The sequence below is a fragment of the uncultured Alistipes sp. genome (assembly GCF_963931675.1).
In the GTDB taxonomy this organism is placed as follows: domain Bacteria; phylum Bacteroidota; class Bacteroidia; order Bacteroidales; family Rikenellaceae; genus Alistipes.
Genome location: NZ_OZ007039.1, coordinates 970,910 through 983,812, shown reverse-complemented (window position 1 = coordinate 983,812; position 12,903 = coordinate 970,910). Strand labels below are relative to the sequence as shown.

14 protein-coding genes are annotated in these 12,903 nt (G+C 62.0%); 9 read left to right on the top strand and 5 right to left on the bottom strand.

The genetic code is table 11. The annotated features are described in order from the left end of the window. Window positions 1–23: 23 nt before the first annotated feature. From ABGT65_RS04375 to ABGT65_RS04355, 5 genes are all read right to left on the bottom strand, one after another. Window positions 24–656: a fumarylacetoacetate hydrolase family protein gene (locus ABGT65_RS04375; protein ID WP_346700028.1), complete on the bottom strand. Its 633-nt coding sequence runs from the start codon at window positions 654–656 to the stop codon at window positions 24–26. After that, window positions 653–1,789, bottom strand: coding sequence for a lipid-A-disaccharide synthase (gene lpxB / locus ABGT65_RS04370; RefSeq protein WP_346700026.1), 1,137 nt, complete (start codon window positions 1,787–1,789; stop codon window positions 653–655). The genes ABGT65_RS04375 and lpxB overlap by 4 nt, the downstream gene beginning before the upstream one ends. 155 nt (window positions 1,790–1,944) lie before the next feature. Further along, window positions 1,945–2,622, bottom strand: a complete 678-nt coding sequence (gene trmD / locus ABGT65_RS04365; RefSeq protein ID WP_346700024.1) for a tRNA (guanosine(37)-N1)-methyltransferase TrmD — start codon at window positions 2,620–2,622, stop codon at window positions 1,945–1,947. Next, window positions 2,612–3,343 (bottom strand): FkbM family methyltransferase, encoded by a 732-nt coding sequence (locus ABGT65_RS04360; protein ID WP_346700022.1) that lies wholly within the window; start codon window positions 3,341–3,343, stop codon window positions 2,612–2,614. Before ABGT65_RS04360 ends, trmD begins: the two co-directional genes overlap by 11 nt. Further along, window positions 3,343–4,011 carry an MBL fold metallo-hydrolase gene (locus ABGT65_RS04355; RefSeq protein ID WP_346700020.1) on the bottom strand — a complete coding sequence of 223 codons (669 nt, stop codon included), beginning with the start codon at window positions 4,009–4,011 and terminating at the stop codon, window positions 3,343–3,345. The genes ABGT65_RS04360 and ABGT65_RS04355 overlap by 1 nt, the downstream gene beginning before the upstream one ends. Before the next feature lie 180 nt (window positions 4,012–4,191). On the opposite strand from ABGT65_RS04355, the gene ABGT65_RS04350 reads away from it, so the two are divergent. The 9 genes from ABGT65_RS04350 to ABGT65_RS04310 all read left to right on the top strand — a co-directional run bounded on the left by ABGT65_RS04350 (window position 4,192) and on the right by ABGT65_RS04310 (window position 12,896). After that, on the top strand, window positions 4,192–5,016 hold the full coding sequence (locus tag ABGT65_RS04350) for an alpha/beta hydrolase (RefSeq protein WP_346700018.1): 825 nt from the start codon (window positions 4,192–4,194) through the stop codon (window positions 5,014–5,016). Between the two features lie 27 nt (window positions 5,017–5,043). Then, entirely contained in the window at window positions 5,044–6,177 is a 1,134-nt protein-coding gene (locus ABGT65_RS04345; RefSeq protein WP_346700016.1) for a hypothetical protein, read from the top strand. A gap of 37 nt (window positions 6,178–6,214) precedes the next feature. Then, window positions 6,215–7,624 carry a 23S rRNA (uracil(1939)-C(5))-methyltransferase RlmD gene (gene rlmD, locus ABGT65_RS04340; protein WP_346700014.1) on the top strand — a complete coding sequence of 470 codons (1,410 nt, stop codon included), beginning with the start codon at window positions 6,215–6,217 and terminating at the stop codon, window positions 7,622–7,624. A 210-nt stretch (window positions 7,625–7,834) separates the two neighbouring features. Continuing rightward, window positions 7,835–8,524: an SIMPL domain-containing protein gene (locus ABGT65_RS04335; RefSeq protein WP_346700012.1), complete on the top strand. Its 690-nt coding sequence runs from the start codon at window positions 7,835–7,837 to the stop codon at window positions 8,522–8,524. 278 nt (window positions 8,525–8,802) lie between these two features. After that, window positions 8,803–9,258 (top strand): cytidine deaminase, encoded by a 456-nt coding sequence (locus ABGT65_RS04330; RefSeq protein WP_346700010.1) that lies wholly within the window; start codon window positions 8,803–8,805, stop codon window positions 9,256–9,258. A gap of 6 nt (window positions 9,259–9,264) precedes the next feature. Further along, entirely contained in the window at window positions 9,265–9,951 is a 687-nt protein-coding gene (locus tag ABGT65_RS04325; protein WP_346700008.1) for an RNA pseudouridine synthase, read from the top strand. A 21-nt stretch (window positions 9,952–9,972) separates the two neighbouring features. Beyond that, window positions 9,973–10,425 (top strand): D-aminoacyl-tRNA deacylase, encoded by a 453-nt coding sequence (dtd, locus tag ABGT65_RS04320; RefSeq protein WP_346700006.1) that lies wholly within the window; start codon window positions 9,973–9,975, stop codon window positions 10,423–10,425. A gap of 5 nt (window positions 10,426–10,430) precedes the next feature. After that, the gene (locus tag ABGT65_RS04315) at window positions 10,431–11,348 is read left to right on the top strand and encodes a DNA/RNA non-specific endonuclease (protein WP_346700005.1); all 918 of its coding nucleotides are present in this window, start codon (window positions 10,431–10,433) and stop codon (window positions 11,346–11,348) included. A 69-nt stretch (window positions 11,349–11,417) separates the two neighbouring features. Further along, window positions 11,418–12,896 carry a DNA/RNA non-specific endonuclease gene (locus tag ABGT65_RS04310; RefSeq protein ID WP_346700003.1) on the top strand — a complete coding sequence of 493 codons (1,479 nt, stop codon included), beginning with the start codon at window positions 11,418–11,420 and terminating at the stop codon, window positions 12,894–12,896. Window positions 12,897–12,903 lie beyond the last annotated feature (7 nt).

Genomic DNA, 12,903 nt, shown 5'->3' with positions numbered 1-12,903 from the left:
GGATTGCCGATTCCTCCTTCTGGTTATCGGATGTCGAAGTTGAGCAGTTCGTGTCCTTCGAGCGAGGCGCGGAGGTTGTCGCCGGGGCGGACAGGCCCGACACCGGCGGGGGTTCCGGTGAAGAGCAGGTCGCCCATGCGGAGGGTGACATACTGCGAGACGGCGGCAATCAGGCGGTCGACGCCGAAGATCATTTCGGCGGCATCGCCCGTCTGACGGCGTTCTCCGTTGATGTCGAGTGCGAAACGGAGTTTCTGCACGTCGCCGCCCAGCTCGGCCAGCGGGAGGAACTGCGGCGAGAGGGCCGCCGAGTGGTCGAAGGCCTTCGCGCGCTCCCAGGGAAGCCCTTCGGCAATGGCCTGCCGCTGGAGGTCGCGGGCCGTGAAGTCGATTCCGAGCCCCACCTCGTCGTAGTAGCGGTGCGCGAAGCGCTCGGAGATGGCCCGCCCGACGCGGTTGATGCGCACGACCAGCTCACACTCGTAATGCACCTCCTGCGAGAAGTGCGGGATGTAGAAGGGATCGTTGTTGCGCAGCAGTGCGGTGTCGGGCTTCATGAACCAGACGGGTTCCGCGCCGCTTTCTGCGAGCCCCGTATCGTGGTGGAGTTCGGCGGCGTGGGCGCGGTAGTTGCGTCCGATGCAGATGATCTTCATGATTCGTGTTTTTTGAGCAGTTCGACCATGCGTGCGGCGAAACGGTCGCTGGCCCCGGGGCCGCCGATGACGGAGCGCAGCTCCTCGAAATCGGCGAGCATCCTTTCGCGGCGTTCGCCGCCGGGGAGGATGGCGCGCAGTTCGCGTTCGGCGCGCGTGATGTCGAGATTCGACTGGAGCACCTCGGCCACGGCTTCGCGGCGGAGGTTGAGGTTGACGAGCGAGACCCACGGGCATCGCACGGCGAGCGGCATTCCGTAGTATTCGAGGGGCGCGAGCCGATATACGACCACCTCGGGAATCCCTAACAGGGCGGTTTCGAGCGTGGCGGTTCCCGACGCCACGACGGCGGCTTCGGCCGCGGCGAGGGTTTCGTAGGTCTGGTTGCAGACGAAACGGATCGGGCTTCCGGCGATGTGCTCCTCGTAGAGCGCGCGGTCGAGCCAGGGCACCCCGGCGACGACGAACTGATGCCCGGGGAAGCGCTCCGCGAGCCGAGCCATGAGGGGCATGTTCTTGCGGATCTCCGAGCGGCGGCTTCCGGCCAGCAGGGCGATGACCGGACGCCCGTCGAGCCCGTTCCGGCGCCGGAACTCCTCCGGCGCGGGGAGCGTTCCCCGCCGGGCTTCGAGGGCATCGACCAGGGGATTCCCCTCGAAAATGGGTTTGATCCCGTGCTTCGGGAAGTAGTCGCACTCGAAGGGAAAGATGACGAAGAGCCGGTCGACGTAACGCCGAATGCCCTTGATGCGGCCTTCGCGCGAGGCCCAGACCTTCGGGGCGATATAATAGAAGGTGCGCAGACCGCGTTGGTGAGCCCAGCGTGCGATCTTCATGTTGAATCCGGGGTAGTCGACGAGGATCACGACGTCGGGGGCGAAAGCCGCGATGTCGTCCTGACACTCGCGCATCTGGCGGCGGATGGTGCCCAGGTTGCGGAGGACCTGGACGACACCGAAGAACGACGTTTCGCGGTAGTGCTTTCGCAGGTTGGCCTTGCCGCCGGCGTCGGCCATCAGGTCACCGCCCCAGAAGCGGAACTGCGCTTCGGGGTCGGCCTTCCGGAGGCCGCGGATAAGGTTTGCGCCGTGGAGGTCGCCCGAAGGCTCCCCGGCAATAAGGTAGTATTTCATAAGGTTTTCATGTCGTATGTTTCCAAGCCATTGCTGCTCTGTCTTGTGCTGTTCCTGCCATCCTTATGTTGTTCTCGGGCATCTTATGTCGTTTCCGTTTTGCTTTGCGTCATTCCCGGCTTGACCGGGAATCCATCGCCGGACGCTCCCCCCCCCTATTTTTCGAGCAGATCGGGGCGCAGTCGTCGGGTGCGCTCGAAGGCCTGCTCGTCCTGCCACTTCTCGATCTCGGCAAAGTTGCCCGACAGCAGCACGTCGGGAACCCGCCACCCGCGGAACTCCGCCGGACGGGTGTAGACCGGCGGTGCGAGCAGATTGTCCTGGAACGAGTCCGTCAGGGCCGAGGCCTCGTCGCCGATCGCCCCGGGGATGAGCCGCACGACCGAATCGGCGATGATGCAGGCGGCCAGTTCGCCGCCCGTGAGGACGTAGTCGCCGATCGAGATCTCGCGCGTGACGAGATGCTCGCGGATGCGGTGGTCGATGCCCTTGTAGTGCCCGCAGAGGATGATGATGTTTTCGAGCGTCGAGAGGCGGTTTGCCTCGTGCTGGTCGTAGCGCACGCCGTCGGGCGAGGTGTAGATGATCTCGTCGTAGGAGCGCTCCGCCTGGAGTTTTTCGACGAGTTCGAAGACCGGCTCGCACTTCATGACCATGCCGGCCTCGCCGCCGAAGGGATAGTCGTCGGTGGTTTTGCGGCGGTCGTGCGCGTAGTCGTGGAGATTGTGTACGACAATTTCTACGAAACCCTTCTCCTGGGCGCGGCGGAGGATCGACTCGTTCAGGGGCGAGGTCATCAGTTCGGGGACCGAGGATATGATGTCAATGCGCATGTCTGAAAATGATGTCTTTGGTTGCTGCGGGGGTGAGGGGAACCTCCTGCCCGTGCTCGAGCGTGAAACCCTCGTACCCCAGTTCGGTGAAGAGGCGGATGATTTCGGGGCGGTTTTCGCCGCCGGTTTCGATCAAAACCGTGGGGCGGAAGCGTTCGAGCAGGGGGCGCATCTCGCGCATGACGACCAGCTCATACCCCTCGATGTCGCACTTGATGAAATCCAGCCGCGGGAGCGAGGCGAAGAGTTCGCTGCCGCGCCGCATCCGGGCGGTGAAGGTCACGTCGGTGGCCGTTCCGGTGTCGTTGACGAAGTTCTGCCCGGTGCCGAGGTATCCGGTTTTGCGGGCCGAGTCGTTTCCCATGACGATGTCGCGCTCCTCGGCGCCGAGGGCGCAGGGGAGGATCTCGACGTTGGGACAGCGGCGGAGGTTGCGGGCGAGGACCTTGCGGACCGGCGCGACGGGCTCCACGGCGAAGACGCGGCCTTCGACCCCGGCCAGGCGGGAGATCGTGCGGGCATAGTACCCGAGGTTTGCGCCGATGTCGATGCACGTGTCACCGGGCCGGACGAGCCGCGGGAGGTGGTAGACATACTCCGTGGCGGGGGCGTAGCGTCCGATTCCGAGGCGCTGCCAGAGGAAGAAGAGGCTGCTCACGGCGCGGAGGTAACCTTCGAGCGGGAGTGTGCGGTAGAGAAGTTTATGGATCAGAGATTTCATCAGCCGCGGTAATTGACCTCCTCGTTGAGGACCTCGACGATGAAGGGGTTGTAGAGGAGTTCGTGGCCGATGGTCGATTCGGGACCGTGGCCGGGATAGACGTGGACCTCCTCGCCGAGGGGGACGATCACGTCGAGGATCGAGCGCATGATCCACGAATAGTCGCCGCCGGGGAGGTCCGTTCGTCCGATCGATTCACGGAAGAGGGTGTCGCCCGAGAAGAGGGATTTCGATTCGGGGTTGTAGAAGACGACATGTCCGGGCGAGTGGCCCGGGGTGCGGAGGATCTGCAGGAGGGAGTTCCCGAAGCGGATTTCGGACATTTGGTCCAGATCCAGGTCGACGGAGGGCATGGCGCCGGTCTTCACGCCGAAGACCGAACCGCTCGTGGCGGCGTTGTCGAGCAGAAACTGGTCCTTGGACGAGAGGGCGAAGGGGATGGCGTAGCGCTGCTTGAGGTGTTCGACGCCGAGCGTGTGGTCGAAATGTCCGTGGGTATTGGCCGCCAGCACGGGTTTGAGCCCGTGCTGGACGATGAAGTTGTCCAGGGCGGCATCCTCGCGGGGGTTGGAGTTCCCGGCGTCGATGACGATGCATTCACTGGTTTCGTCCCAGAGGACGTAGGTGTTCTCCTGTATGGGGTTGAACGGCAGACAGGCAATCTTCATGGTTCTTGTGTTTTGCGGTCGCAGCCCGGGCGGGACGGCGGAAATCGGGGGATACGCACGGTTGCGGGGCTGCGGGGTTCCGTTTCCGGGGCGTCTTGGCCGGGGAGCGCTCTATTTTCCGCAAAGATAACGTTTTTTGCGGGATTTTGCCTACCTTTATCCCTCAAAACCCGACGAACCATGAAACGTTTGCTGCTTGTTTTTGCCGTCATGCTTCTCAGCTGCCCGACGCTCCGGGCGCAGGGCGGCGGCTACCGCACGGAACGGGCGATCGCCTACCGCGATGCCGCGGACCCGGCATCGGCCGATTCGCTGTGCCGCCTCGACCTCTACTACCCGACCGACCGTCCGGGTTTTGCTACGGTGATCTGGTTTCACGGCGGGGGGCTGACGGCCGGGCGGCGCGAAATCCCGGCGGCGCTCTGCAACCAGGGCTTTGCCGTAGCGGGGGTGGATTACCGGCTGGTTCCGCACGTGAAGGTCTCGCAGTGCGTGGAGGATGCCGCGGCGGCTGCGGCGTGGGTGGTCCGCCACATTGCCGACTACGGCGGCGATCCGCGTCTGATCTTCGTGGCGGGACACTCCGCCGGGGGTTACCTCACCTCGATGATCGGCCTTGACAAACGCTGGCTGCAGCCCTACGGACTGGACCCCGACGAGGTTTTTGCGGCGCTGATCCCCTACAGCGGGCAGGTGGTGACGCACTTTGCGCGGCGGGCCGAGCTGGGGCTTCCGGATACGCAGCCGCTGGTCGACGACCTGGCTCCGCTGAACCACGTGCGGGCGGACTCTCCTCCGATGCTGCTGCTTTCGGGCGACCGCGAGCTGGAGATGCTGGGCCGCTATGAGGAGAACGCCTACTTCTGGCGGATGATGCAGGTGGTGGGTCATCCCGACGTGCAGCTCCGCGAGTTCGACGGTTTCGACCATGGAAACATGCCCCAGGCGGGGCACTGCGTGGCGGTGCGTTATATCCGCGAACGGGTGGAGAGCCTGGATCGATAATTGCGTGCGGAACGGAAAGCGAAAATCATGAAAAAGGGAATGAAAGTCTTTGCGACGCTTGGGGTCGTATTGTTGCTGGCGGGGTGCTCGCTGCTGAAGGTCTCCGTCTCGACGGGCGATCCCTTGTCGAAGGAGCAGATGAACGTGCGGACCCTGACGCGGGCCTTCTACTACGATTTTTCGGGCGAGGTGGCCCGGGCGGCCGATTCGATCGTGGCGTCGTCGCCGGATCTCGGCGTGCGGGTGTCGGCCGTTCGGTGGAAGCTTCGCGCCACGCAGTCCGGTCTGACGGCCGCCATGCAGGGCATCCCCGATGTGGCGCTGGCCGACCTGTGGATCCTCTGCCGGCGGATGGACCGCTACTTTGCCTCGACACCCGATTCGCTGCTGTTCGGGGCGCAGAGCCCCATCGCGCGGGAGACGGCCGCACACCTCGACCACCGGATCGGACAACTCGCCCGGCAGGCGCTCTCGGGGGAGCGTTACCCGCTGATGGAGCGTTTCGTAGCGTCCTATCTGTCGGAAAATCCCGTTTCGGAGGGTGCCGAAAGCGACAATACGACCCTGGCGTGGCTGGAGTACCTGCAGGCGAACGGTGTCGAACATGCCTATGCCACGGGGTCGATCGCCGAGGTGCTGGCCGATGTGAACGACCGGGTAAGCGGGCAGACGCAGCAGCTTTCGAACAGCGTGAGCTGGTCGAAGGATATCTTCGAGATGCGGCTTGCGCAGGACAGCCTGCATCTGCAGATCGGCATGCAGCTCGATTCGCTGGAGCGTAACTTCACGCGGATGGTGGCGGTTGCCGAGCACCTGCCGGAGATTTCGGACCGGATGCTGGCGGAGCTGAACGCCCGGGCGACGCAGCTCATCTCGACGATGGAAGCCTCGGTGGACCACGCCTTTGGCGACCTCGACCGCCAGCGCACGGAGCTGCAATACTACGTTTCGCGGGAGCGCGAGGCGCTGGTCGAACAGCTGCGGGCTGCGGGCGACGATCTGGTTCGCACGACGCTCGATGCCGTGCCGGGCGTTATTGGGCAGCTGCTGTTCTATTTCGTGCTGGCGGTGGCGGTGCTGGTCGGAGGCCCTTTTGCACTGGGCTTCTGGCTGGGCGGTGTGCGGGCGCGGGTGCGGATGAAAAAGCGGGCGGGCGAATGATTTTTTGTTACCTTTGCAACCCGAATCAGAAAAACCGATGGCAAGAAAGAAAGCGAACTATCCCCTGATCGAGGGGCTTGAAATCACGACCCTGGCGGCCGAGGGCAAGGCCATGGGGCGTTGGAACGACGTGGTGGTTTTCGTGCCGATGACCGTCCCGGGCGACGTGGTGGACGTGCAGATCCGTGTCAAGCGGCGCCGCTTCATGGAGGGCTACGTCGTGAATTACGTGAAACGCTCGCCGCTGCGCGAGGAGCCCTTCTGCGAACACTTCGGCGTGTGCGGAGGGTGCAAGTGGCAGAACCTCCCCTATGAGGAGCAGCTGCGGTTCAAGACGGCGCAGGTGCGTGACCAGCTGACGCGCATCGGGAAGCTCGAACTGCCGGAGATTGCCCCCTGCCTGGGGTCGGCCGGGACGCGCTTCTACCGCAACAAGCTGGAGTTTACCTTCGCCGATCGCCGCTGGCTGACGCGCGAGGAGGTCGAGAGCGGCGCCGATCTCGACGCCTCGCCGGCCGTGGGATTCCACATTCCGAACATGTTCGACAAGGTGCTCGACATCCGCAAGTGCTGGCTGCAGCCCGAGCCGTCGAACGCCATCCGGCTCGAAACCAAACGTTTCTGCCTCGAACACGGCTATACGTTCCACAACGCCCGCGAACATACGGGGCTGATGCGCAACCTGATCATCCGCACGGCCTCGACGGGCGAAGTGATGGTGATCGTGGTTTTCGGCGCGGAGGACCGTCCGCGGCGCGAGGCGCTGCTCGACCATCTGGCGGCGTGTTTCCCGCAGATCACGTCGCTCTTCTACGTCGTCAATACGAAACTCAACGACTCGGTCGGGGACCTCGATGCGGTGTGCTACCGCGGCAAGGACCATATTATCAAGCAGATGGAGGGGCTCCGCTTCAAGGTGGGTCCGAAATCCTTCTACCAGACCAATTCGGCGCAGGCCTACGAACTCTACAAGGTGGCGCGGCGCTTCGCCGACCTGCACCCGGGCGACACGCTCTACGACCTCTATACCGGTACGGGGACGATTGCCAACTTCTGCGCCGCACGCTGTGCGCGGGTCGTGGGCATCGAGTACGTTCCGGAGGCGATTGCCGACGCGAAGGTCAACTCCGAACTGAACGGTATCCGCAATACGACATTCTACGCCGGGGACATGAAGGCGGTGCTGGACGACGCCTTCGTGGCGGCGAACGGACATCCGGATGTCATCATCCTCGATCCGCCGCGTGCGGGTGTGGACGAGCCGGTGATCGACGTGATCCTGCGTGCCGCGCCGGAGCGGATCGTCTACGTGAGCTGCAACCCGGCGACGCAGGCCCGCGACCTGGCACTGCTCAACGATGCCTACCGTGTGGAGGCGGTGCAGCCGGTGGACATGTTCCCACATACGCACCACGTGGAGAATGTGGTGAAACTCGTGCGGCGCTGACCCGGCGGCGAAGAGCGGCGTCAGGGGCGGCAGGGGCGTCAGGGGCGGCAGGGGCGGCAGAAGACGGCAGAAGACGGCAGGGGGAGCGGCCCTGCCGATCGTCGTGGCGGTTATTTTCCGGAGGCGATGCAGTATTTTCGGGAATCCTCCGTTTCTTATACAAAACCGTTTCTCAAACGGGAGTTTTGTTCACTGAAAAACTGATATATCATGAAACGACTGATTTTGATGGCCGTCGTGGCGCTGGCAGCGCTCCCGGCCGCAGCACAGATCCAGGAGGCATTCCCGAGTTACGTACAGGTCAACGGCCGGGCCGAGAAGGAGATCACGCCCGACGAGTTCTATCTGCAGATCATCATCAACGAACGCGATTCGAAGGGGAAGATTTCGGTCGAGAGCCAGCAGCGCGACATGATTGCTGCGCTGAAGAAGCTGGGCGTCGACGTGGAGAAGCAGCTCAAGGTGGCGAACCTGTCGAGCGAATTCTTCAAGAAGAAGACCTCGGTAGCGACGGCCAAATACCAGTTGCAGTTGGGAACGTCGGCCGAAGTGGCGCGGGCCTGGCAGGCGCTGGACAACCTGGGGATCTCGGACGTCTCGATCCTGAAGGTCTCGCACTCGAAGATCGACGCATACAAGGAGCAGGTGCGAGTGGAGGCGATCCGCAACGCCCGGGCGAATGCCGCGACGCTGGCCGAGGCGATCGGTCAGACGGTGGGCAAGTGCTTCTACATCTACGATTCGAACAGCAACGTCATGCCGGTGATGTACGACAATGCGGTGCTGATGCGCAGCGCGAAGGCCTACGGGGCTGCCGAGGCGGCGGCCGAGGAGGAGCCGCTGGAGTTCAAGACCATCCGCCTGGAGTATAACGTGCAGGCGAAGTTCGTGCTGGAGTAGACAGACGGTCGGTCGGCGGTTTTCGACGCAATTGTTTTTTGGAAACAGGAAAATCCCGGATCGGGACGTGCCGCGGCGCGTTTCGATCCGGGAATTTTTCGAGGGAAGGGATGTCCCTGCATTTCCGCCCGGGGATTTTTGGGGTGGAAGACTTGCTGTACGGCTCCGGAAAGAAGTTTGGGAAATATCTGTTGCGGGAATCGGAAATATTTACTAATTTTGTCGTTCACTTCCCATTTTTTATTTATGGGAGTTTTTTCCTGAAAAAGGAAGGGGTTATGAAAAAGCAGTTCCGTTTCGATTACGAATACTATGCGGCGCTGTCGGAACTTCCCGAAGCGGACCGCCTGTTGGTCGCCGAGGCCGGGCAGGCCACGGCGCGGGCTCAGGCCCCCTATTCGAAATTCCGGGTAGGGGCTGCGGCGCGGCTGCGCAGCGGCCGCATCCTCCACGGCAGCAACATCGAGAGCGAGGTCTTCCCGGCGGGGCTTTGCGCCGAACGGACGCTGCTCTTCCATGCCGCGGCCAATCATGCCGACGACCCGATCGAATCGCTGGCCATTGCTTCGGAGCCTTCGGAGCGCGAATGCTACCCCTGCGGGCAGTGCCGCCAGGTGCTGGTGGACACGGAACGCCGTCAGGGGAGCCCGATCCGCATCATCATGAGCGGCGGCGATACGGCCTCGGTTGTCGACACGGCGGAAAAACTCCTGCCCTTTACCTTTATTCTGTAAACGGCGATGTTCACTCCGGACGATATCCTCTACGAGGACAACCATCTGCTCGTCGTGAACAAGCATGTCGGGGACCTTGTGCAGCCGGATCCTTCGGGCGAGAGCGCCTTGGAGGATCAGATCAAGGCCTTCATCAAGGTGCGGGACGCCAAACCCGGAGATGTTTTCCTCGGTGTGGTGCACCGCATCGACCGCCCGGTGAGCGGTGCGGTGCTCTTCGCCAAGACCTCGAAGGCGCTGACGCGGCTGAACGGGATGCTGCGCGAGGGGCGGATCCACAAGGTCTACTGGGCACTGACCGAGGCGACCCCCGACCCCGAGCGGGGCGAACTGCGGCACTACATCCTGCGCGACGGCCGCACGAACCGCTCGCGGGCCTGTGATGCCCCGAAGGGGGATGCCAAGGAGGCGCGGCTGCGCTATGAGACGCGGGGCCGTGGAAAGAACTATACGCTTGTGGAGGTCGAGTTGCTGACGGGACGCCACCACCAGATCCGGGCGCAACTGTCGAAAATCGGCTGCCCGATCCGCGGGGACCTGAAGTACGGGGCGCGGCGTTCGCAACCCGGGGGCGGGATCTCGCTCCATTCGCGGCGTGTGGAGTTCGACCATCCGGTTCGCCACGAACCGGTCTCGGTCACGGCTCCGGTTCCGTCGGACGACAATCTGTGGGCCGTTTTTGAAAATCTGTAGCGAAAACCGGAAGGAAGGGCGATGCGACTGCTTGTACAACGGGTGAAAGAGGCTTCGGTAACGATCGGCGGCGTGCTCCGTTCGCGGATCGGGAAGGGATTGCTGGTGCTGGTCGGCGTGGGTCACGACGACGGCGAGGAGGACCTGGAATACCTGGCGGGGAAACTCGTCCGGCTGCGGATCTTCGACGACGAACAGGGGGTGATGAATCTCGACGTCGTGCAGACCGGGGGCGAGGTGCTGGTCGTGAGCCAGTTCACGCTGATGGCCTCGACGCGCAAGGGGAACCGCCCGAGCTATGTCAAAGCGGCTCCGGAGGCTGTTTCGCGACCGTTGTACGAACGGTTTGCGGCGCGGGTCGGGGAATTGACGGGGCGTCCCGTGGCGACGGGCGAATTCGGCGCCGACATGCAGGTAGCCTTGATTAACGACGGTCCGGTGACGATCTGGATCGATTCCAAAAACAAAGAGTGACGAGTATGAAGACGAAGACGATCGCATGGATGGCAGGGTGCCTTGTCGCCTGTCTGGTCGCCTGCGGAGGTGACGATTCAAAAGGTATTGACCCGGGATCCGGGCCGGGTTCGGGGTCGGATCAGCCGCCCGTTTTTGAACGTTACGACCTGTCGGTCCATACGGGCTGGGCGGAGTTGCCGGCGGTGGACAACGACTCGGAGGACCTCTATTATGCGGCGCACTTCTGCTCGGGGCTTCCCGGGGGCCGGAACTACTCGATCTGTTACAGTGCGGGGAACCGGATCACTTTTTGGTCAGCCTTCCCGCTTCACGAATGCTACAAGGGCGACCAGAGCCGGTCGGATGCCTGGGACTACGATCCGGAACTGCCGCAGTCGATCCAGCCGGCCCTGACCAAGGGCTCGTACCAGCCGCAACCGGGCTATTCGAAGGGTCACCTGCTGGCGTCGAGCGACCGCACGGTGAGTTATGCGGCGAATGCCCAGACCTTTTACGTGACGAATGTAGCGCCTCAGTGGCAGAACAGTTTCAACAGCGGGGTGTGGTCGTCGCTTGAGGAAGATTGCTGGAAGAATATCTGCGCCGATACGCTTTATGTGGTTTCCGGGGTATATGGCGTACATGCCACGAATGAAGTGACCGATAAGAGCGGCCGGAAATGCACGGTCCCGAGCCACTTTTTCCGGGTGCTGCTGCGCTCGAAGGCGGGCAATACGGGCAGGAAGGTGCAGGATCTTTCGGCCGACGAACTGCAGTGTGTGGGTTTCTGGTTCGAGAACCGGGCCTATCCGAGCGGGAAGCCTTCGCAGAACATGACCTCGGTGGCGGAGATCGAGGAGAAGACCGGGATGACCTTCTTCGTGCATGTGCCGCATGCCCCGAAGGAGATTTTTGATAAAACGGCGTGGGAATTTCGATAAAACAGCGATAGATACGGGTGGGGCACCGGCGAGGATGCCTTTTGCCTTTATGAAAATTAGTAAAAGTTTATGAAGCGAATTTTTACCCTTTTGATGGTCGGTTTGACGGCCTTTTTCGTGTCGTGTGATTCCGGGGATTCGGATACGGGAGGCAGTGAATGGTTCTCGACGCCGGAGAGCACGGTGGTGGGTACGACGGTTGAGTTGCGTTGTGCCACGAAGTTCGGCCCGGGCGTATTGACCGGTTCGAATGCGGGTTTTCTCTATGCTGTGGTGAGCGACGAAGGCATGGGAGCCTTCGAGACGGTTCCGGCGAGTTCGGTCGACGGTTCGACGTTGAGCGCGACGCTGAGCGGACTGCAGGAGGAGACCTTTTACGTGGTTTATGCCTATGCGGATCTGGGAACGGGCCGGATGCAGAGTGCCGGGAGTGCGTTCCGGACGGAGCAGAGCGCAACGCTCCCGGATCCCGATCCGGAGCGCCCGACCTTCGGAACCCCTTCGGCCTTGAACGTCACGGCGTCGGCGGCGACATTGAGCTGCGGCTTCACGTTCGAGCGGCCGACCTCGGAGTATACGCTCCGGTTCGAGTACCGGAAGAGTTCGGAGCAAAGTTATACGCAGAAATCCGTGGCTTCGGGTTCGGGGACCAAGACCGTGACGCTGACGGGTCTGAGTGCTTCGACGACGTATGAATTCCGGCTTTGTGCGGAGTGGGAAGGCGAGAGCTATGCGAGTGCGACGGAACGCTTCACGACCTCGGTCTCGCAGGGCGGCGGCGATCCAACGGGCGGTCTGACGAAGTATCCGGGCTGGGCGGAACTGCCGGTGGAGGTGAATAAGCCGGGCGATTATTACTATGCCTACCATATGCGGGCGGATGCTGGAAAGATTCGTAATTTTTCCGTATGTTACAGCAAAGAATATGAGTGCCCGGTTTGGGTTGCAGCTCCGATGCACAGCAGTTACAAAGGTAAATCCGGACGCAATGATGCCTATAAGCAGGACCCGGTTCTTGCGGGTCTTGGTTGCAGTCAGATTGAAAAACGAACCGGTTATACCCGGGGGCATTTACTTGGATCGAGTGACCGAACAGTGAGCGTCGCCACAAACCAACAGGTGTTTTATCTCTCGAATATCGCACCTCAACTTCAATCGGGCTTCAATGAGGGTCAGGGGGTTTGGAACAATTTGGAAGAATATGTGGATGGCCTGTGGTGTGCAGATACACTTTATCAGGTCGTGGGGTGTTATTGGGAGAATACGAATACGAAAGCGAGTGGAACGGTTATTCCGACCCATTATTATAAGGCATTGTTGCGTACGAAGAAAGGGAATACGGGAAAATGGGTTGTTAACTGTTCACGGGACGAGTTGGAATGTGTGGCCTTTATCGTTCGTCATAACAGCAGCCAGAAATATACCGATCCGAATGAGTCAATGATGATTTCGATTGAGAAATTGGAGGAGATGACGGGCTTTACCTTCTTTGCGAACGTTCCGAACGCCCCGAAGGATACCTACAACCCCTCGGACTGGGGTCTGTAAGCGCGTG